Genomic DNA, 19,753 nt, shown 5'->3' with positions numbered 1-19,753 from the left:
GATGAACCAAGGGCTTTTTATTACAGATTCCTCGTGTTTCAGCGTAGGCCCTTGAAACTGGCGCGCCCTAAAGCGAGGGACACCGAGGAAGGGCCTGGGCCGGCCGCGCCGCCCCGCACCGAGGGTGTCGTCCCCCTCTGGGGGAAGGCGCGAAGCGACTCAGGGGGAGGGTTTATCCTCTGCCGGCTTGTCCACTGCGGTGCCGGGCTCGGCTTCTTCTTCCGGTGCCTTGGAGACGCGGCTGAACCAGCCGGCGCCCAGGATGCCTATTTCGTAAAGAATGCACATCGGAATGGCCAGGGCCAGTTGGGAGATCACGTCGGGCGGCGTGACCACGGCGGCGATGATGAAGGCCACCACGATGAAGTAGCCGCGGAAGGACTTGAGCTTGGCGATGTCCACCAGGCCGAAGCGCACCAGCAGCATGACCACGATGGGCACCTGGAAGGCCAGGCCAAAGGCCAGGTACAGCGACAGGATGGCCTCCACATACGATGCAATGTCCGGCGTGGCCGCCACGCTGTCCGGGGTGAAGCCCTGGATGAAGGCAAACATCTTGTCGAGCACGAAGAACTGCACGAAGGCGATGCCGATATAGGCCAGCAGGCTGCCGAAGATGATCAGCGGCAGCGCAAAGCGCTTTTCATGGCTGTACAGGCCGGGCGCCACGAAGGCCCACATCTGGTACATGATCCAGGGCAGCACGGCCAGCACGCCCACCATCATCAGCACCTTGAGCGGTACGAAGAAGGGCGTGAACACGCCCACCGCGATGAGCTTGGCATCGGGCGGCATGTGGGCCTTGATCGGATGGGCGATGAAGTCGATCAGCCCGTTGGGGCCGGGCCACACGGCCAGCACGGCGATCGCCAGACCGATGCCGTAGATGCAATAGAGCAGGCGGTCGCGCAGCTCCATCAGGTGCTGGACGAAAGGCTGCTCGGTGCCTGCCAGCTCGTCGTCTTTAGGTGGAATGTCGGACATGGTGCGAAACCGCGGCGGGCCGCAAGGGCATCCACGGACCTGGGGTGAAAAGCAGAAAGCCCGACGGATCGGGCAGGATTCGGCAATGGCGGGTGCCCGGGTGGCAGAGGCTGGGCTGGTTGCCTCGTGGCCCGCGGCGCGCCGGCATCTTCAGCGGGACTTCTGGGGGCGAAAGCGCGCCACGCGCGCCGCGCCCGACTGCGCCTTGGTGCGCACGCCGGCGCGGGCCTTGTACCACTGGGGCACGGCGGCACGCTTGAGGCGCCAGTTCTTGCCCGGGTGGCGGTAGGCCGGCGCCACGGCGCTGTACGTATCGCTGTCGGTGCCGTAGGAAGAGGAGTCGTACGAGGAAGACGTGCCGTTGAGCGATGCCGTGGACTCGTTCCAGTCCTTCTCGAAGTTGGCGGCCGAAGTGTGGATGGACTGCTCGACGTCACGCGCCGCGCCTTCCACCGTGTCCTTCATCTTGCGCAACTCGTCGAGTTCCATCGAACGGTTGACCTCTGCCTTCACATCGGAGACATAGCGCTGGGCCTTGCCCAGCAGGGTGCCGACGGTACGCGCCACGCGCGGCAGCTTCTCGGGACCGATGACCACGAGGGCCACGGCACCGATGAGCGCCATCTTGGAAAGGCCAATATCAAACATGGAAGCTTGGCGTGCGGGCCATCAGCTCTTTTGCTTGGCTTCGACGTCGATGGTGGTCTTGTCGGCAGCCGTCTGGCCGGCAACCTGGCCGGGAGCGGCTGCGGGAGTGTCGGTGGAGGTCGAGCCGTCCTTCACGCCGTCCTTGAAGCCCTTGACGGCGCCGCCGAGGTCGGAACCGATGTTCTTCAGCTTCTTGGTGCCGAACACCAGAACCACGATGGCCAGGACGATCAGCCAATGCCAGATGGAAAACGAGCCCATGAGAATCTCTCCTAAGAATTGCAGGTCATTTTAGACGCCGGGCCATGGCGGCAGTTCGCAAGGCCCCACAAAAGCCGTTTGGCCGACGCAAGAAACAGGGGGTGCCTCAAGCAAGAGACGGGCCACCTTGTGCCGGGCGTCAGCCGTCTGCCGCAGGCAGCGTGGCCGCCGCGGCGTTTTCAGCCCTTGAGTTTCAGCCCTTGAGCCAGGGGCGGGGGCCGCCCATGACGTGGATATGCAGGTGGTGGACTTCCTGGCCGCCTTCGGTGCCCGTGTTGACCACCAGGCGAAAGCCGCCGTCGGGATACGGGTTGCAGCCTTGCTCGGCGGCCAGGCGGGGCGCCAGCGCCATCAGGCGGCCCAGCAGCGGGGCGTCCTCGGCCTGGACCTGGGCCATGGAGGGGATGTGCTTCTTGGGCACCATCAGGAAGTGGATGGGCGCGCCGGGATGGATGTCGTGGAAGGCGAAGACGTCCTCGTCCTCATAGACCTTGCGGGAAGGGATCTCGCCTTTGGTGATGCGGCAAAACAGGCAGTTCGGGTCGTGGTCGTGCATGGCGCTACAGGAATCCTGGGAAGCTGGCGGTAGGTTGGAAATCAGGCCGGATTGTCGTTGATGCGCAGCGTCTGGCGTACGCCGATGTCGCTGCGGTGCTGCTGGAGCCACTGCTGGCCCTGCTCGCGTCCGAGCTCGAACAGCTCGCGCACGAAGCGCATGTCGGAGCGCGTCTTGGTCGAGGCGCCATAACCCTTGAGCACAGAGCCGCCGTCCACGCGGTGCAGCAGCACCTTTTTGTAGCGTGCCGGGTCCAGCTTGCCCTGCTCTAGCAGGCGCTTGACGAACTCGATGGCGCGCAGCTCGGCCAGCAGGCCGGCGTTGAAGGTGACCTCGTTCATGCGGTCCATGATGTCGGCCGCCGTGTTGGGCAGATCGGTGTGCTCGATGGGGTTGATCTGCACCAGCAGGATGTCGCTGGACGCCGTGCCGTAGATCAGCGGGTACAGCGCCGGGTTGCCCGAAAAGCCGCCATCCCAGTACGGCTCGCCGTCGATTTCCACGGCCTTGAACAGCTGGGGCAGGCAGGCCGAGGCCATGACCGCGTCGGCACTGAGTTTTCTGCCCGAAAAGATGCAGCCCCGGCCCGTGCGCACATTGGTGGCGCAGACAAAGACCTTGGGCACCACGCCTTCCACGGGCGGATGCGTCAGCGCCTCGAAATCCACGACCCGTTCGAGCAGCTTGCGCAGCGGGTTGATGTCCAACGGGTTGGTCTGGTAGGGCGAGAAGAACTGGTTGAGCACGCCCATGAAGGGGCTGCCCGGCAGGGGCGCGCCCCACATCAGGCTGCCCATGGTGCCCACGCCTTCCCACAGTTCGGTCAGCGTGGCGCGGGCCAGCTCGGCCCCCAGCGCCTGGGCGGCCACCGGATCGCTTTCCTGGCGTGCAGCCTTGGCAAAGCCCTGGGCCAGGGCCACTGCATTCATGGCACCGGCGCTGGTGCCGCTGATGCCGTCGAAGACAAAGCTGCCGTCTTCCAGCAGCGCATCGAGCACGCCCCAGGTCAGGGCACCGTGCGAGCCCCCGCCCTGCAGGGCGAGGTTGATCTTGCAGGTCGGGGTCGGAGTCATGGCGGTTTGCCCGGGACCTTCAGCGGTCCACGGCCTGGTTGCGGTTCATGGCGACCATGCCGCGCACGATGCGGTAGAGGAACCAGATGGAGATGACGGTCCAGGCGATCCAGCCGGGCACGAAGAACAGCAGCCACAGCGGCGCCGTGACCAGGTACAGGATGCCGGCCCAGATCACGCTGCGGATGCGCCACGAGAAGTGGTTGGCCATCCAGCTGCCTTCGGCGTCGCCGCGCTTGACCAGATCGATGATCAGGGCGATCACCAGCAGCGCAATGCTGGGCTGTGCGCCCGGCACGACGGCGGCCACGGCCACCACCAGGTGCAGCAGGTAGCTGACCCAGCCCCAGGCCTTGAGGCCCTCGATGCGGGACTGGTCCAGGGCACGGACTTCGATGTAATCGTCATTCATGGCAGCGGTCCTTTCTCGTTCACATCACGTTCCTGGGCCTTGCGCAGCGCCTTTTCCTCGATGCCGCTGGTGCCTTCGCGGCGTTCCAGTTCGGCAACGACCTGGGCGGGCGTCAGGCCATAGTGGGCCAGGGCGATCATGCTATGGAACCACAGATCGGCCACTTCGTAGAGGATTTTGCCGGCGTCCCCGCCATGGTCTGCGTCCTTGGCGGCCATGACCACTTCGGTGGCCTCTTCGCCGATCTTCTTCAGAAAGGCATCCGGGCCCTTGTGCAGCAGGCGGGCGACGTAGCTCTTGTCGGGGTCGCCGCCGTTGGCGGGCTTGCGGCTTTCGATGACGGCGGCCAGGCGCGCCAGGGCGTCCAGCGAGGAAGTGCTTGCGGTGTCGTTCATGTTCGTGGAATTCATTTGTAGATCGATTCGGGGTCTTTCAAGACCGGATCGACGGCCTGCCACTGGCCGTTCTGCAGCACGCTGTAGAAGCAGCTGTGGCGCCCCGTGTGGCAGGCAATGCCGGGCTCGTGGCCGGTCTGGGTGATCTTGAGCAGGACCACGTCGTTGTCGCAGTCGATGCGCACTTCGTGCACGGTCTGCACGTGGCCCGATTCCTCGCCCTTGAACCACAGCTTGTTGCGCGAGCGGCTGAAGTAGACGGCGCGGCCGAGCTCGGCCGTCTTGGCCAGGGCCTCGCGGTTCATCCAGGCGAACATCATCACGTCGCCCGTGTCCTTTTCCTGCGCGATCACGGGCACCAGGCCCTGCGCATCCCATTTGACTTGATCTAGCCAGTTCATTGCCTGCATTGTGAATATCCTGGGTGGGCATCCCTGTGACAGGATTGTCAGGAATTGCCTGGATTGAAAATACACCCCCTGAGTCGCTTCGCGCCTTCCCCCTCTCTCGCCGCGCGGGAGGGAGACGACAGCCTTGCTGCGGGGCGGCCCTTGCTCGCTGTCCCTGGTTCCTTGGGCCGCGCCGGTTTCATGGGTTGTGGGCGGCGCGAGCGCCATGGAAAACTGAAATGAAGGAGTCCGCCGACGCGCCGTATCAGAGGCGCACGGGCACGCCGCGCTCGGCCATGCGCTGCTTGGCCTGGCCCACGGTGAATTCACCGTAGTGGAAGATGCTGGCGGCCAGCACGGCGTCGGCGCCGCCCAGGGTCACGCCATCGGCCAGGTCGTCCAGCGAGCCCACGCCGCCCGAGGCGATCACGGGTACGGGCACGGCGTCGCTGACGGCGCGCGTGAGCTTCAGGTCGAACCCGGACTTGGTGCCGTCGCGGTCCATGCTGGTCAGCAGGATCTCGCCCGCGCCGCGGCGCGCCATTTCGGCGGCCCACTGCACGGCATCCAGGCCGGTGTTCTTGCGTCCGCCGTGGCTGTACACGTCCCAGCCGGGGCCGGCAGCGCGGCCATCGGCTCCCATGCGCTGCTCGTCCTCGGCGGTGCGCCGCTTGGCATCGATGGCCACGACGATGCATTGCGCGCCGTACTTGTCCGAGGCCGCATTGATCACATCGGGATTGGCGATGGCGGCCGAGTTGAAGCTGGTCTTGTCGGCGCCCGCGTTGAGCAGGCGGCGCACGTCCTCGACGGTGCGCACGCCACCGCCCACGGTCAGCGGAATGAAGACCTGGCTGGCCACCGATTCGATGATGGGCAGGATCAGGTCTCGGCCATCGCTGGTGGCCGTGATGTCCAGGAAGGTCAGCTCGTCCGCGCCCTGGGCGTTGTAGCGCGCGGCGATCTCCACCGGGTCGCCCGCATCGCGCAGTTCCACGAAGTTCACGCCTTTGACGACGCGCCCTCCCGTGACGTCAAGACAGGGGATGATGCGTTTGGCAAGCATGGGCAGACTCGTGGCTAGGGCGTGAAACAAGGGCGAAAAGATACCACGCCCTCGGCGCCCGCAGGCGCTGCGGGGTTCAGCGCTTGAGGCCTGCGGCCTGGCTTTGCCAGCGCCATGCGTCCTCGCACATGCGATCGATATCCAGCGCAGCCTTCCAGCCCAGCAGGCGCTCGGCCTCCGCGGGGTCGGCCCAGCACTGGGCCACGTCGCCGGGGCGGCGCGCCACGATCTGGTAGGGCACGGGGCGGCCGCTGGCGCGCTCGAAGGCCTTGACCATCTCCAGCACCGAGACCGGGCGCCCCGTGCCCAGGTTCACGGTCAGCAGGCCCTGCTGCTCGCGCAGATAGCGCAGCGCCGCCAGGTGGCCGCGCGCCAGGTCGGTGACGTGGATGTAGTCGCGCACGCCCGTGCCGTCCGGCGTCGCATAGTCATCGCCATAGACACTGAGCTGCTGGCGCTGGCCGATGGCGACCTGCGAGACATAGGGCATGAGGTTGTTGGGGATGTCGCGCGGGTCCTCGCCGATCAGGCCGCTTTCATGGGCGCCCACGGGGTTGAAGTAGCGCAGCCGTGCCAGGCTCCACTGGCCGGGCTCGGCCCGGTCCAGATCGGCCAGCATTTCCTCGATCCACAGCTTGCTGCGGCCGTAGGGGTTGGTGGCGGACAGCGGAAAGTCTTCGCGGATCGGCAGGCTGGCCGGATCGCCGTAGACCGTGGCCGAGGAGGAGAACACCAGGCTGCGCACGCCCGCCGTCCGCATGGCCTGCAGCAGGGCCACCGTGCCGCCCACGTTGTGTTCGTAGTAGCGCAGCGGCTGGGCCACGGACTCGCCCACGGCCTTGAGCGCGGCGAAGTGGATCACCTCGCGGATGGAGTGCTCGGCAAACAGCCGCTCCAGCGCGGCGCGGTCGCGCACGTCGCCCTCGACGCACAGCGGGCGCCGGCCCGTGATGCGTTCCATGCGGTCGAGCACATCGGGGCTGCTGTTGCTGAAGTTGTCGTAGATCAGGTAGGGCTCGCCCGCAGCGGCGAGTTCCACGCAGGTATGCGAGCCGATGAAGCCGGCGCCGCCTGTGACCAGAATCATGAATACCTTTCATTGGTGATTTTTCTGCCTGCCTAGTATCGCCATAACCCAGCTTCCCCCGTGCTTCAAGGGCGCCGAGCACAAAAGTAGGGAGAAGACACGTTTGCAGACAAAAACCGGTATGCTCGCGCCCGCATTTCGTCGGACTGACGATAGCTTTTATCAAATCGACTAGAAATTTGATGTACAAAAACTATGAATTGACTGTGCGTGGCCGCACCCCAAGGAGAAGGCCGTGAACGCTTTCCTGCGAACCTGCCTGTTTTGCTGGGGGGTGCTGTGCGGCTGGGCGGTGCAGGCCGCCGAGCCAGCGGTTGCCGTCTATTACGGGAACAAGGCCTTGCTCAGTGAACTGAGCCTCTACGACATCGCTGTCGTGGAGCCGGGCCACGGCTACGACCCCGTTCAATTCCGCAAGCAGGCTCCGGGCAGCGAACTCTACGCATATGCCTCCGTGGCCGAGGTGCTGCCCGAGCGCGCCTACTTCAGCAAGATTCCCGAGGCCTGGAAGATGGCGCGCAACGGCGCCTGGCAGTCCATCGTCCTGGACCAGACGCCTGCCCAGTGGCCCGCCTTCTTTGCCGACGAGGTGATCGCACCGCTGTGGAAGCAGGGCTTTCGCGGCTTCTTCCTGGACACGCTGGACTCCTACCGCCTGGCCGCGAATTTCGACGAAAAGGCCCAGCAGGACGGCCTGGTGCGCGTCATCGAGACGCTGCACCAGCGCTACCCCGGCATCCGCCTGATCCTGAACCGGGGCTTCGAGATCGTGCCGCGCGTGCGCGACAAGGTACAGATGGTGGCGGCGGAGTCGCTGTTGCGGGGCTGGGATGCCAGCCTCAAGCGCTATGTGAACGTGCCCGAGAAAGACCGTGAATGGCTGCTGCAGCAACTGCAGACCATCCGCGAGCGTGACCGCCTGCCGGTGCTGTCCATCGACTACGTGGCCCCGCACGACCGGGATGCCACGCGCGAGACGGCCCGCCGCATTGCGCAGCTGGGCATCATTCCGTGGGTGTCGGATGCAGGCCTGCAGACCCTGGGCATAGGCCAGGTGGAGGCGGTGGCGCGCAGGGTGTTGATTCTCTACAACGGTGCCGACTATCCGTCCATCAACGGCGCATCGGCGCACCGCTTCCTGGAAATGCCCATCAACTACATGGGCTATGTTGCCGACTACGCCGATGTGCGCGAGCCCCTGCCCGAAGGCGTGGCGCGCGACCGCTATGCCGGCGTGGTGAGCTGGTTCGGCGGCGCGGTGCCCGAGATGCGGGCCAAAAGCGTGCGGCAGTGGCTGGCGAATCAGGTGCAGCAGGGCATGCCGCTGCTGGTGCTCAATACGCTGGGCCTGTCCCAGGACCGCACCATGTCGGCCGCCCTGGGCACGCGCAGCACGGAAGCGGCACCTGTGTTCCCGCTGCGGCGCGCCGAAAAGGCGCCGCTCATGGGTTTCGAGATACAGCCGGCCGAGCCAGCGCACGATTACGAAGGCTGGGAGTTCACTCCACAGATGGCCAGGGGCAGCCGTGAGCTGCTGTCCTTCGACGACAAGCGGGGGCGCCGCTTCGTCTCTGCCGCCATCACGCCCTGGGGCGGCTTTGCGCTCATGCCCTATGTGGTGGTGAGCATGCCGGGCACCGACCAGTCGCGCTGGGTGATCGATCCGTTCGCGCTGCTGCGCGAGGCGCTGCGCCTGAAGGATTTCCCCGCGCCCGATGTCTCCACGGAGAACGGCCGCCGCCTGTTGCTGGCCCATGTGGATGGCGACGGCTTTCCCTCCAAGGCCGAGCTGCCGGGAACGCCCTTCGCGGGCGAAGTGCTGCGCCGCGAGATTCTGGAGCGCTACAAGATCCCGCACACCATCTCGGTCATCGAGGCCGAGGTCTCGCCGCAGGGCCTGTATCCGCAGTGGGCCGAGCAGCTGGAGGGCATTGCCAAGCGCATCTTCGCCATGCCCCATGTCGAGATCGCCAGCCATTCCTACTCGCACCCCTTCTTCTGGGAGCCCGGGGCAGCGCCCGACGGGGATGACAGCAAGGAGGTGAACCTCAACCTCCACATCCCCGGCTACCAGATGGACATGAACCGGGAGATCAATGGCTCGGTCGACTACATCCGCAAGCGCCTGGCGCCGCCCGGCAAGCCGGTGGACGTGTTCCTGTGGACCGGCAACACGGCGCCCAGCGCCGAGGCCCTGGCCATCTCCGATGCCGCCGGCCTGCTCAACATGAATGGTGGCGACACGGCCATCACGCGCAGCAATCCTTCGCTGACCGAGGTGCGCAGCTGGGGTCTGCGCAAGGGCGGCCACCTGCAGATCTATGCGCCCGTCACCAACGAGAACATCTACACCAACCTCTGGCACGGGCCGTTCTACGGCTTCGAGCGCGTCATCGAGACCTTCGAGATGACCGAGGCTCCCCGGCGCTTGAAGGCCGTGGACATCTACTACCACTCCTACTCCGCCAGCAAGCAGGCCAGCATCAAGGCGTTGCACAGGATCTACCAGTGGGCGCTGGCGCAGCGGCTGAACCCGGTCTACAGCTCCGAGTACATCCGCAAGGTGCAGGATTTCTACGAATTCGCCATCGGCCGCGACGCGCAGGGCTGGCGCCTGCGGGGTCCGGGCCAGCTGCGCACGCTGCGCATGCCGCCCGGCATGGCCCTGCCTTCCATGGCTGCCAGCAGCGGCATTGCCGGCTATGCCAAGGGGGCAGACGGCAGCTACCTGCATCTGGCCGGCAGCGCCGGATACCTGGTGCAACAGACGCAACAGGACGCCGCAGGCGCGGCCGCCCACGCGGCGCGCCCCTATCTGGTGGATGCCAATGCCCGGCTCACGCAATGGCAGCCCCAGGCCGACGGCGGCGTGCGCTTCGCCCTGCAGGGCCATGTGCCGCTGGAGCTGCGCATGTACCTGCCTGCCGGCTGTTCGCTGAGTTCTGCGAACGCCGCCACGCCCCTCCTTGCCGTGGCGGGTGCCGATACCGGCAACGCCAACCTCCGTTCCTTCAGAAGTACCCAAAACAGTGTCGAACTCCAAGCGCAATGCCGGGGGCTCTGAGCGCCCCATCACGGTTCCCTTCTGGCTGATCGCGCTGCTGGCGGTACTGATCGGTGGCGCCCTGTGGATGCTGTTTCCCAAGCAGGATCTGGAGCGCCGGCTCTCCGTCACCGGAGATGACTCCGAGCTGTCCTACAACTACCTGAGCAACCTGCTCAAGAGCGATCCCGGCAACGAGAACCTGCGCGCCCTGCTCAAGGCCAAGGAAGAGCGCCTGCAGGCCATCAAGCTGGCGCGGGAAGAGGCGGCCAAGCAGGCACTGCCCAGCGCAGCCGTCCAGGCCTGGGACCACTGGCAGGCCGCCTACCAGGGCTATCTGGAGGCGCAAAAGCAGGACCACCGCGCGGGCGGCCAGGCCGAGGCGCTGGCGCCGCAGGTGATGCAGGCGTTGAAGGACGTGCCGCTGCAGGGGCTGACCCAGGAGCAGGCTCTGTACCTGGCCTCGTCGGCGCTGGTGCTCAAGGACGCACCGCTGGCCCTGGGCATCTACGACGACGTGGCAGGCCGCCAGGCCGATCCCGCGCGCAAGGCGCAGGTCTATGAATCCGCAGCGCGGCAGGCGCTGGGCATGTCCCTGTACGAGGAATCGGCCCGGCTGCTGCGCCAGGCCAGCGCCACGACCGAGGACGTCCAGCAGTCGCGCGCCTACCTCTGGCAGGCCCTGCAGGTGCTGCAGTCCGGCAACCGTGCCAACGAAGCGCTGGCGCTGGCGCGCCAGCAGGAAGAACTGCTGGGCAGCGACCCCGAGACGCTGCGAAGGCTCATCGGCCTGGCGCGCGCGGCCGGCAACCGGGCCGAGGCTGAGCGCTATGCCAAGCGGCTGCTGCAGCTGTCGCTGCTGCAGCAATGGCAGACGCAGGTGGCCGGGGCTTCGGGTGTCGGTCCGGACCCGGTTGCCGACGACGGCGCCTGGGCGCTGCAGCCCGTGGCCTGGACCGCCCCGGGCTGGCGCATGCTGCGCACGGCCGATCCCGTGCGCAAGCCGCCGCCGGGCCTGCCCTTTGACGACAAGACCTACCTGCTGGGCTACGAGGTGTTCCTCGAAAACCGCAACCTGGAAGATGCCTGGCGCGTGGCCACGGCCGCCGTGCGCCAGGCGCCGCAGGACATGGCCTGGCGCGAACGCCTGGCCCAGGTGTCCGAATGGATGGGACAGCAGCAGCAGGCCCTGGACAACTGGCTGGTCATTGCGCAGAACACGGGGAGCGAGGATGCCTGGAGGACGGTGATGCGCCTGGCGCCGGGCCTGTTCGACGACCGCGCCCTGATTGCCGGCCTGCGCCACCAGCTGAGCCGCCGTCCCCAGGATGCCGCGCTGCAGCAGGCTCTGGTCCAGGCCTACGAGCGCCAAGCCGAGCCCGGCGAGGCCATCGACTATCTGCAAAAGCACGGCAGCACGCCGCAGTCGCAGATCCTGCTGGCCCAGCTGGCCGAACGCGCAGGCCGGTCGCAACTGGCGCTGCAGGCCTGGAAGCGTGTGCTTGCCGATCCCGAGCAGCGCACGCCGGCCCACGCCATGCCCGCCGCCGTGCTCGCGCTGCTGCAGGGCGAGCCGGCGCTGGGTCTGCGCTGGCTGGAGGATGCGCAGACGCGCATTCCCGCCGGCATGCAGGACGAGGGCGAGTACTGGCGCCTGCTGGGCGACCTGGCCCAGGACCAGCGCCAGGAAGCACTGACGCTGAAGGCCTACCGCCGCCTGCTGCAGACGCCGCACGCCGGCATCAGCGACTACGACGAGGTGATACGCCTGCTGCAGCGCGCCGACCGGCGCGAGGCGGCCCGGATGTCCCTGCACGCCTGGGAGCAGTTCCATGACGTGCGCCATCTGACGCAGGCCTTCTACCTGCTGGAGGACCTGGAGGACTGGACCCAGATCGGCAGCCAGGTCGAACGCATCTTGGCCGACCCGGCCCTGGTCAAGCGCCTGCAGGGCCAGCCCACCTTCTTCCAGATACTGGGCGCCTACTACCAGCGCACGGCGCAATCGAAAAAGGCCATGGAGGCCTTCGAGAAGGGCCTGGCGCTGGACCCCGGCTCCACGCCGCTGCGCCAGGGCCTGATGTGGCTGCTGATCGACACGCAGAATGCGGCGGCCCTCAAGCTGCTGCTGGCGGCGGCCGAGCCTGTCTGGGCGCGCGATGCCGACATGCACGGCGCCCTGGCGGCGGCCTACATGACGCTGTCGCGCCCCGCCGTTGCGCTGGAACGCTATCTGAAGCCGCATCGCGCCGAGCATGCCGACGACTTCCTGTGGATGATGCAGTACGCCGACGCGCTGGAGCAGAACCAGCAGGCCGATCGGGCCTGGAGCCTGAGGCAGCAGCTGTGGACGCGCGAGAAGGTGCGGGCACGCGCTCAGGACGGCGCAGCGGCGCTGGCCGCCCGCAAATGGCTGACGGCCGAGGGGCTGGACGAGGTTCAGCGCCAGGCCCGCAGCCGGCTCATGCTCTTTCATACCCAGGGCGATGCCGAATTCGCCCTGATGCGCGAGCTGCTGCGCATGGACCTGGAAGGCGGGCGCCGCGAGCATTCCGCCGCTGCGGCCGAGCTGGCCATTGCCTGGCTGCAGGAGCGCGGCGAGTACCAGGCCGAGCGTGGCTACCTGTGGCAGCAGTACGCGCGCAGCCGCAGCAAGAGCACCAGCTCGCCGCTGTGGGCCGAGATTACGGTGGCCCTGGCGGAAAAGGATGTGGCCCAGGCCGGGCAGCTGCTGCAGCGCCATGACGAGGCGCTGCCGCGCTATGACCGCATCAACGCGGCAGCCATGGTCGGCGATGTGCGGCTGGCGCAGACGGCGGCCTTCGAAAACATGGCCGACCAACCCGACGACGATCCCCTGCACCTGGCGCTGACCGAGCAGCTGCTGGCCTTCAGTGACTACGGCGGCCTGCAACTGCGCAACCGCCGCATGGACGCCATCGACGAGCAGGTCTCCCGGCTGCGCTGGCATGTGGGCCTGAACCCCCGCTGGGCGCTGGACCTGGATGCCGAGGACGTGCGCCGCACGGTCAACAAAAACACCCTGGTGCGCGACCCCTCTCAGGAGCGGGGCATCGGCCTGCGCCTGACGCGCAAGACGCAGTCGGCCTCCAGCGAATTCATGCTGGGCCGGCGCGAAAGCCTGGAGGGCTACACGCCCATGCAGTTCACGCAGACCTACAACGTGGACAGCCGCTGGAGCCTGCAGGCATCACTGGGCCGGCACCTGGCCACGCAGGAAACGCTGGCCATGCGCATGGGCGGCATGAAGGACCGCGTGTCCCTGGGCAGCAGCTACCAGCTCTCGCGCCTGGACCAGATCACGCTGGAGCTGGCATCGGAGCGCTACCGCGTGCAAAGCGGCGCACGCGTGGGCTCCGGCAACCATGCGACGCTGCAATACCTGCACACCTACCGCAGCGAGGCGCCCACCCTGCAGTTCGGCGCCTTCACCTCCTGGCATCGCTACAGCCGCAACGACCCGGCGCTGCTGCAGGGCCGGGATGCGGCCATCCTGGGTTACCTGCCGCCGTTCAACGATCCCACCATCGACTATCTGCTGCCGCGCAGTTTCCGCTTCTCGGGCCTGCAGATGATGTTCAACACGGGCTACGAGCAGCAGTACACGCGCGCGCTGCGGCCCTACGCCAGCCTGGCCCTGACGCACCACAGCGTCAACGGCGCGGGCTACGAGCTGGGCATGGGCCTGGCCACCAGCCTGTTCGGCGCGGACCACCTCGCGCTGGGCCTGAATCTGTCCAAGTCGGGCATCAACACCGTGGGCAATACCCGCGAGCTGTTGCTGACCTACCGCCTCCACTACTGATCCGAAGACTTCAAGGAGCCTCTCCATGACACACCGCACCACTTTCGCCTCCCGCCTTCGCGTGCTCACGGGTATTGCCCTTGTCGGCCTGCTGTCTGCCTGCTCGACCATCGACCGGGGCACGGCGCCCGCGCTGGAGACGAACGCCAGCTGGGCGGTGCTGCCCTTCGAGAACCACACCGAAACGCCCATGGCCGGCAACCGCGCCGCCGCCATTGCCACGGCGCTGATCAATGCGCGTGGCGTGGGCCAGGTCAAGCGCTACACGGGCGATGCACTGCAGGAAACCCTGTTCGACGGCCGCGAAGTCAAGCGCCGCGACGACGCCCTGGCCTGGGCGCGCGGCGAAGGCGTGCGCTATGCGCTGACGGGCGCGGTGGACGAATGGCGCTACAAGGTGGGCGTGGATGGCGAGCCGGCCGTGGGCGTGACCTTGGAGATCGTGGACGTGGGCACCGGCGCCACCGTGTGGAGCGGCGCGGGCGCGCAAAGCGGCTGGAGCCGCGAGGCCCTGGCCGCCGTGGGCCAGAAGCTGATCCGCAACCTGCTGGGCACAGGCCTGGCCAACGCCCGATAAGCGAATCCAGGGAACGACTCTTCATGCCAGACCAAGCCAGCACGCCCAAGGCGGCACCGCATTCCGCTGCACCGCGCCGCGCCGGCATTGCCGCGGAATTCAGAGGCTCGCCGCTGGGCCTGCTCGTGCAGACGAGCGCCAAGCCCTGGGTGGTGGTGGGCGAGACGCTGCTGCTGCCGGTGCTGGCCGTTTTGATCGGCATGTGGGCCAACCCGGACAACCCCCTGTGGGTGGAGTCCGAGTTCCCCTGGGCCTGGCTGGCGCCCGTGGTGGTGGCCCTGCGCTACGGGCCGGTGGCCGGTCTGTCGGCGGCCGGCGTGCTGCTGCTGGCCTGGCTGGGCGTCAACCAGCGCGATCTGTCGCTGTTCCCGGAACAGTACTTTCTGGGCGGCCTGATCCTGGTCATGGTCGTGGGCGAGATCTCCAGCCTCTGGCGCGCACGCATACGCCGCGCGCGCACGGCGCAGAACTACATGGACCAGCGCACCGAGCAGTTGATCCGCCAGCATTACCTGCTGCGCCTGTCGCATGACCGGCTGGAGCAGGAGCTCATAGGCCGCCCCGTGTCCATGCGCGATGCCATCAACGTGCTCAGCGGCCTCAGTGGCGCCGAGGGCGATGCGCAAAGCCTGCTCAACCTGCTGTCGCGCTTCAGCCAGATCAGCGTGGCCAGCCTGGTGCCCGTGCGCAATGAGGTGCTGGACCCCACGCCCATTGCCCAGCTGGGGGGCGAGCGGCCCATCCATGTCCACGATCCGCTGGTGCGCCAGGCGCTGGACAGCCATGTGCTGTGCCATGTCTCGCAAAGCATGGCGGAGGGCCAGCAGACGCAGTACATCGTCGTGGCGCCCATGCTGGACCTGGAGGGCGAGATCTACGGCCTGCTGCTGGTCGAGGAAATGCCTTTCTTCGCATTGCAGGAAGAGGCGCTGCAGACCATCAACCTGCTGCTGGGCTACTACACGGACAGCGTGGCCGCCAACAGCCTGGCTGCGCCGCTGCTGCAGGCCTATCCCGATTGCCCGCCGCATTTCGCGTTCGAGCTGCAGCGCATGGAGCATGTGAACCGCAGCGCGCGCCTGAGCAGCGTGGTGGTGGCGCTGGAGCTGTCGCCCTCGGCTGTGCAGGCCCAGATGGCCCAGCAGATCATGCGGCTGGAGCGCATGCTGGACCGCTCCTGGCTGCAGGAAAGCGATGGCCGGCAGCTGCTGGCCATCTTCATGCCGCTGGGCACCAACGCCACGGCCGAGGGCTACCTGAACCGCATCGAGGGCTGGCTGGCCCAGCGCGGCGTGGCTTCGCTGGCCGATGCGGGCATCTTCCCGCGCACCATCTTGCTGGACCGCTGCTCGGCCAGCAGCGTGCTGGAGCGGCTCCATCAGATGGGGCAGGGCCATGCTTAACCTCAAGCTGGCCCTGGGCGCGCTGGCCGCGGAAATCGCCTCATGGAGCAGCCTGTGGCTGCTGCGCAGCCAGTCGGACGCGGCCCTGCTGGGCTATCTCACGGCCCACGGGCTGGCCAGCGGCCTGCTGGCGCTGTGCCTGGCGCCCTTCCTGGCCACCTCGGCCAAGTCGGTGCGCCAGCGGCTGGCTTTGGTGGTGCTGATGGGATTGTTTGCCTATGCCGTGCCGGTGGCCGGCATTTTGGGCGCCGTGGTCGCCACCATTGCGCTGCACACCCAGCGCGGCCCGCGTGGCGGCCCGCGTTTCCCGGTGATGCCCCTGCCTGATTTCGACCCGCACCAGCAGGCCAGCACCAGCCGCCGCCAGGCGGGCCTGCAGTCCTTCCTGGCCAATCCCAATGTGCCGGTCGCCTCGCGCATGCGGGCCATGGTGGCGCTGGGCAGCGTGCCGGGGCGCATTGCCTCGCCCATGCTGCGCACGGCGCTGGGCGATTCCAGCGAAGACCTGCGCCTGCTGGCCTACAGCATGCTGGACGCCAAGGAGCGCGAGATCAGCAAGACCATCCACCAGGAGCTGCAGCTGTTCGAGCATGCCCGCCAGTCCGAGGGCGATGCGCCCTACGGGCCGCGTGGCCTGCAGGCGGCGCGGGCGCTGACCGACCTCTACGCGGAGCTGGTCTACCAGGGCGTGGCGCAGGGCGATGTGCGCGACCACGCCATCAAGCAATCCCTGCACTACTGCGACCTGGTGCTCGCACAGCGGCCCGACAACGCCTTGCTGCTGCTGCGCCGTGGCCGGCTGCTGCACATGCAGGGCAGGGCGGTGGAGTCGCTGGCCTGCTATGAGCGCTCGCTGGCGCTGGGCATGGAGCCGGCACGCGTCGTGCCCTACCAGGCCGAGCTGCTGTTCGATCGGCGCGAATTCGCCAAGGCGCAGGCCCTGATGCGTTCGCTGGACATCGAGCAAGCCCTGCCGCGCCTGAAGCCCAGCATCCGCTACTGGAGTGCCTCATGAGCCGTGCGAGCCAGTTCCCCACGGCGGCCAATGCGGACATCGCGCTGCTGCTGGAAGGCACTTTTCCCTATGTCAGCGGTGGTGTGTCCAGCTGGGTCAACCAGATCCTGCAGGCCTATCCCGAGCACCGCTTTGCCATCGTCTTCCTGGGCAGCCGGCGCGAGGACTATGGCGATTTCCGCTACGCACTGCCGCCCAACGTGGTGCACTTCGAGCAGCACTACCTGTTTGACGCGCTGCACTCCAATATCCAGCCCGCCCCTTCGCGCGGCCATCCCGAAGCCCTGGCCAAGGCCCGGGAATTCCTGGGTGCGCTGGAGGCGCATGACGGCAGTGCCGAAAGCCGGGCCAAGGTGCTGGCGGCCATGCGCTCCATTGCGCTGGAGCTGCAGCCCGGCGGCAGCCTGCCGCTGGAGGATTTCCTGCACAGCGAATTCGCCTGGGACCTGATCCGCGACAGCTACCGGCGCCACTGCACCGACCCGTCGTTCGTGGACTTCTTCTGGACCGTGCGCATCATGCTGCAGCCGCTGTGGCTGATGGCGCGCATCGCCCACGGGCTGATCCCGGTGCGCGTGCTGCATACCGTCTCGACCGGCTATGCAGGATTTCTGGGCGGCCTGCTGCACCATTCGCGCGGCCTGCCGCTGGTGCTGTCCGAGCATGGCATCTACACCAAAGAGCGCCAGATCGACCTGCTGCAAAGCTCCTGGATCCGCGACAACCGCAACATCTTCCAGCGCGACCCCATGGAGGTGTCGTTCTTCCGGCAGATGTGGATACGGTTTTTCGACTGGATGGGGCGCTTTTGCTATGGCGCGGCCGATCCCATCATTGCGCTGTACGAGAACAACCGCCTGCGCCAGGTGGCCGATGGCGCGGCCGCCGAGCGCACGGTCAGCATCCCCAACGGCATCCGCATAGAACGCTTTGCGCCGCTGCGCACCCAGCGGCCCGCCGAGGTGCCGCCCGTGCTGTGCCTGATCGGTCGCGTGGTGCCCATCAAGGACATCAAGACCTTCATCCGCGCCATGCGCCGTGTGGTCAACCGGATGCCCCAGGCCCAGGCCTGGGTGGCCGGCCCCACGGCCGAGGACCCGGCCTATGCCGAGGAATGCCAGAACCTCGTGGACAGCCTGGGCCTGCAGGCCAACGTCCGCTTTCTGGGCATGCAGAAGGTGGAGGAGCTGCTGCCCAAGGTGGGCGTGGTCGTGCTGTCGTCCATCAGCGAGGCGCTGCCCCTGGTGATCCTCGAAGCCCAGGCCGCAGGCGTGCCCGTGGTCAGCACCGACGTGGGCTCGTGCCGCCAGCTCATCGACGGGCTGGAGCCGCAAGACCAGGCTCTGGGCTCATGCGGGCGCGTGGTCGGCATTGCCAACCCCGAGGCGCTGGCCGACGCCTGCCTGGAGCTGCTGAGCTCGCCCGCGCAGTGGCAGGCCGCCAGCGCGGCCGGGATTGCGCGCGTGGAGCGCTACTACTCCGACCGGCTGCTGTTCGAGCGCTACAGGCAGGTCTACGACAGGGCGCTGCAACAGTCCGAGGAAAAACACTGATGGCCGGCATTGGATTCGAACTGCGCCACCTGCTGCGCAAGAACACGCTGACCAGCGTGCTCCAGGCCTACGCCTATGCGGGCGTCATCGGCTCGGGGCCGTGGGTGTTCTCCATCATCGGCATCCTGCTGGTGGGGGTGTTCAGCGTCAGCGTGGTGGCGCCGCCGCTGCTGGTCACGCAGTTCCAGACCTCGGTGACCTATCTGGTGGCCAGCAGCCTGATCCTGACCGGGGCGGCGCAACTGGCCTTCACGCGCTTTGTGTCGGACCAGCTGTTCCTCAAGAAGGACGAGAGCATCCTGCCCAACCTGCATGGCCTGCTGCTGGTGGTCGTGGCCACGGCCAGCGCGCTGGGCACGCTGGCGCTGTTCGTGGTGCTGCCGGGGCAGGGCCTGCTGTACCGCGTGCTGATGCTGGCCGGCTTCACGCTGATGTGCGTGGTCTGGGTCATGACCGTGCTGCTGTCGGGCCTCAAGCACTACCGGGCCATTGCCGGGCTGTTCGGCGCCACCTACCTGCTCATCGTGCTGCTGGCGCTGCCGCTGCGCTACTGGGGGCTGGAAGGGCTGCTGGCCAGCTTCGTGATCGGCCATGTGCTGCTGCTGGCCGGCATGTGGATGATCGTGCTGCGCAGCTTTCCGCTGCAGCAGCGCTGGATCGCCTTCGACTTCACGCAGCGCTCGCTGATCTTTCCGGCGCTGATCGGCATCGGCGTGCTCTACAACCTGGGCATCTGGATCGACAAGTTCATGTTCTGGTACTACCCGCCGACCTCGCAGCAGATCATCGGCGGACTCAGGGCCTCGCTGATCTACGACCTGCCGGTGTTCCTGTCGTACCTGTCCATCATTCCGGGCATGGCGGTCTTCCTGGTGCGCATCGAGACCGACTTCGTCGAGTACTACGACAAGTTCTTCGACGCCGTGCGCGGCGGCGGATCGCTGGAATACATCGAGTCCATGCGCAACGAGATGGTCTACGCCATCCAGGCGGGCCTGGGCGAGATCGCCAAGGTGCAGACGCTGGCCGTCCTCGTCACCCTGGTGGCCGGGCCGGCCATCCTGCAGTTGCTGGGCATCTCCCAGCTGTACCTGCCGCTGCTGCACGTGCAGGTGGTGGGCGCCGGCTTGCAGGTGGGTGTGATGGCCGTGCTCAACGTGTTCTTCTACCTGGACGAGCGGCGCATCGTGTTCATGCTCTGCCTGCTGCTGGTGGCGCTGAACATCGCCTTCACGGGCATCTCGCTGGCGCTGGGCGCCGCGTTCTATGGCTACGGCTTTTGCCTGGCCATGCTGGTGACGCTGTGCGTGGGGCTGTACCTGCTCTCGCGCGAGCTCAACCGGCTCGAATACAAGACCTTCATGCTGCAGTGACCGGCAGGCATCTCTCGCCATTTGCCGATTTGCACGGTCTTGATCCAGCGTGTTGGCGGGGGGCGCCGGTCTGCGCGACAATACGGGATTCG

The 19,753-nt window shown here is 67.1% G+C and carries 17 protein-coding genes; 7 read left to right on the top strand and 10 right to left on the bottom strand.

The window, feature by feature from the left end:
- Positions 1–159 precede the first annotated feature (159 nt).
- From tatC to galE, 10 genes are all read right to left on the bottom strand, one after another.
- Positions 160–984 (bottom strand): twin-arginine translocase subunit TatC, encoded by an 825-nt coding sequence (tatC, locus tag CLV01_RS26380; protein ID WP_013800779.1) that lies wholly within the window; start codon positions 982–984, stop codon positions 160–162.
- A gap of 150 nt (positions 985–1,134) precedes the next feature.
- Positions 1,135–1,632: a Sec-independent protein translocase protein TatB gene (gene tatB, locus CLV01_RS26375; protein ID WP_099732862.1), complete on the bottom strand. Its 498-nt coding sequence runs from the start codon at positions 1,630–1,632 to the stop codon at positions 1,135–1,137.
- Positions 1,633–1,653: 21 nt separating this feature from the next.
- Positions 1,654–1,893, bottom strand: coding sequence for a Sec-independent protein translocase subunit TatA (gene tatA / locus CLV01_RS26370; protein ID WP_013800780.1), 240 nt, complete (start codon positions 1,891–1,893; stop codon positions 1,654–1,656).
- 193 nt (positions 1,894–2,086) lie between these two features.
- Entirely contained in the window at positions 2,087–2,449 is a 363-nt protein-coding gene (locus CLV01_RS26365) for a histidine triad nucleotide-binding protein (RefSeq protein ID WP_012207351.1), read from the bottom strand.
- Positions 2,450–2,490: 41 nt separating this feature from the next.
- A complete protein-coding gene (locus tag CLV01_RS26360; protein ID WP_065345563.1) occupies positions 2,491–3,522 on the bottom strand; it encodes a patatin-like phospholipase family protein in 1,032 nt (343 codons plus the stop codon).
- A 19-nt stretch (positions 3,523–3,541) separates the two neighbouring features.
- Entirely contained in the window at positions 3,542–3,934 is a 393-nt protein-coding gene (locus CLV01_RS26355; protein ID WP_013800783.1) for a DUF4870 family protein, read from the bottom strand.
- Entirely contained in the window at positions 3,931–4,344 is a 414-nt protein-coding gene (locus CLV01_RS26350; RefSeq protein ID WP_043822256.1) for a phosphoribosyl-ATP diphosphatase, read from the bottom strand. Before CLV01_RS26350 ends, CLV01_RS26355 begins: the two co-directional genes overlap by 4 nt.
- A complete protein-coding gene (hisI, locus tag CLV01_RS26345; protein WP_013800785.1) occupies positions 4,341–4,739 on the bottom strand; it encodes a phosphoribosyl-AMP cyclohydrolase in 399 nt (132 codons plus the stop codon). The genes CLV01_RS26350 and hisI overlap by 4 nt, the downstream gene beginning before the upstream one ends.
- Positions 4,740–4,983: 244 nt before the next feature.
- Positions 4,984–5,784 (bottom strand): imidazole glycerol phosphate synthase subunit HisF, encoded by an 801-nt coding sequence (hisF, locus tag CLV01_RS26340; RefSeq protein WP_016450993.1) that lies wholly within the window; start codon positions 5,782–5,784, stop codon positions 4,984–4,986.
- A gap of 76 nt (positions 5,785–5,860) precedes the next feature.
- Entirely contained in the window at positions 5,861–6,871 is a 1,011-nt protein-coding gene (gene galE / locus CLV01_RS26335; protein WP_099732863.1) for a UDP-glucose 4-epimerase GalE, read from the bottom strand.
- A gap of 235 nt (positions 6,872–7,106) precedes the next feature.
- Here galE and CLV01_RS26330 point away from each other — a divergent pair, with 235 nt between their 5' ends.
- From CLV01_RS26330 to pelG, 7 genes are read left to right on the top strand one after another with little or no spacing between them, the layout of a single operon-like run.
- Complete coding sequence (locus CLV01_RS26330) at positions 7,107–9,935, top strand: bifunctional glycoside hydrolase 114/ polysaccharide deacetylase family protein (RefSeq protein WP_099732864.1); 2,829 nt, start codon at positions 7,107–7,109, stop codon at positions 9,933–9,935.
- Positions 9,901–13,740 (top strand): tetratricopeptide repeat protein, encoded by a 3,840-nt coding sequence (locus tag CLV01_RS26325; RefSeq protein WP_099732865.1) that lies wholly within the window; start codon positions 9,901–9,903, stop codon positions 13,738–13,740. The genes CLV01_RS26330 and CLV01_RS26325 overlap by 35 nt, the downstream gene beginning before the upstream one ends.
- 25 nt (positions 13,741–13,765) lie before the next feature.
- Positions 13,766–14,317 (top strand): penicillin-binding protein activator LpoB, encoded by a 552-nt coding sequence (locus CLV01_RS26320; protein WP_099732866.1) that lies wholly within the window; start codon positions 13,766–13,768, stop codon positions 14,315–14,317.
- Between the two features lie 23 nt (positions 14,318–14,340).
- The gene (locus CLV01_RS26315) at positions 14,341–15,720 is read left to right on the top strand and encodes a PelD GGDEF domain-containing protein (protein ID WP_099732867.1); all 1,380 of its coding nucleotides are present in this window, start codon (positions 14,341–14,343) and stop codon (positions 15,718–15,720) included.
- The gene (locus CLV01_RS26310) at positions 15,713–16,735 is read left to right on the top strand and encodes a hypothetical protein (protein ID WP_012207340.1); all 1,023 of its coding nucleotides are present in this window, start codon (positions 15,713–15,715) and stop codon (positions 16,733–16,735) included. Before CLV01_RS26315 ends, CLV01_RS26310 begins: the two co-directional genes overlap by 8 nt.
- Entirely contained in the window at positions 16,732–18,288 is a 1,557-nt protein-coding gene (gene pelF / locus CLV01_RS26305; protein ID WP_099732868.1) for a GT4 family glycosyltransferase PelF, read from the top strand. Before CLV01_RS26310 ends, pelF begins: the two co-directional genes overlap by 4 nt.
- Positions 18,288–19,661 carry an exopolysaccharide Pel transporter PelG gene (gene pelG / locus CLV01_RS26300; protein WP_012207338.1) on the top strand — a complete coding sequence of 458 codons (1,374 nt, stop codon included), beginning with the start codon at positions 18,288–18,290 and terminating at the stop codon, positions 19,659–19,661. Before pelF ends, pelG begins: the two co-directional genes overlap by 1 nt.
- The last annotated feature ends 92 nt before the right edge of the window (positions 19,662–19,753 follow it).

The sequence above is a fragment of the Delftia sp. 60 genome, from assembly GCF_002754395.1.
In the GTDB taxonomy this organism is placed as follows: Bacteria; Pseudomonadota; Gammaproteobacteria; order Burkholderiales; family Burkholderiaceae_C; genus Comamonas; species Comamonas acidovorans.
Note: the sequence above shows the minus strand (reverse complement) of the source record. Positions and strands in the feature narration are given on the sequence as shown.

Bases quoted from the DNA above. Each gene is read 5' to 3' on its own strand.
- CLV01_RS26310 (WP_012207340.1), top strand. From the start codon at position 15,713: ATGCTTAACCTCAAGCTGGCCCTGGGCGCGCTGGCCGCGGAAATCGCC.
- CLV01_RS26315 (WP_099732867.1), top strand. From the start codon at position 14,341: ATGCCAGACCAAGCCAGCACGCCCAAGGCGGCACCGCATTCCGCTGCA.
- tatC (WP_013800779.1), bottom strand. From the start codon at position 984: ATGTCCGACATTCCACCTAAAGACGACGAGCTGGCAGGCACCGAGCAG.
- pelG (WP_012207338.1), top strand. From the start codon at position 18,288: ATGGCCGGCATTGGATTCGAACTGCGCCACCTGCTGCGCAAGAACACG.
- tatB (WP_099732862.1), bottom strand. From the start codon at position 1,632: ATGTTTGATATTGGCCTTTCCAAGATGGCGCTCATCGGTGCCGTGGCC.
- CLV01_RS26350 (WP_043822256.1), bottom strand. From the start codon at position 4,344: ATGAATTCCACGAACATGAACGACACCGCAAGCACTTCCTCGCTGGAC.
- CLV01_RS26360 (WP_065345563.1), bottom strand. From the start codon at position 3,522: ATGACTCCGACCCCGACCTGCAAGATCAACCTCGCCCTGCAGGGCGGG.
- hisF (WP_016450993.1), bottom strand. From the start codon at position 5,784: ATGCTTGCCAAACGCATCATCCCCTGTCTTGACGTCACGGGAGGGCGC.
- CLV01_RS26355 (WP_013800783.1), bottom strand. From the start codon at position 3,934: ATGAATGACGATTACATCGAAGTCCGTGCCCTGGACCAGTCCCGCATC.
- pelF (WP_099732868.1), top strand. From the start codon at position 16,732: ATGAGCCGTGCGAGCCAGTTCCCCACGGCGGCCAATGCGGACATCGCG.
- galE (WP_099732863.1), bottom strand. From the start codon at position 6,871: ATGATTCTGGTCACAGGCGGCGCCGGCTTCATCGGCTCGCATACCTGC.
- hisI (WP_013800785.1), bottom strand. From the start codon at position 4,739: ATGCAGGCAATGAACTGGCTAGATCAAGTCAAATGGGATGCGCAGGGC.
- CLV01_RS26365 (WP_012207351.1), bottom strand. From the start codon at position 2,449: ATGCACGACCACGACCCGAACTGCCTGTTTTGCCGCATCACCAAAGGC.
- tatA (WP_013800780.1), bottom strand. From the start codon at position 1,893: ATGGGCTCGTTTTCCATCTGGCATTGGCTGATCGTCCTGGCCATCGTG.
- CLV01_RS26320 (WP_099732866.1), top strand. From the start codon at position 13,766: ATGACACACCGCACCACTTTCGCCTCCCGCCTTCGCGTGCTCACGGGT.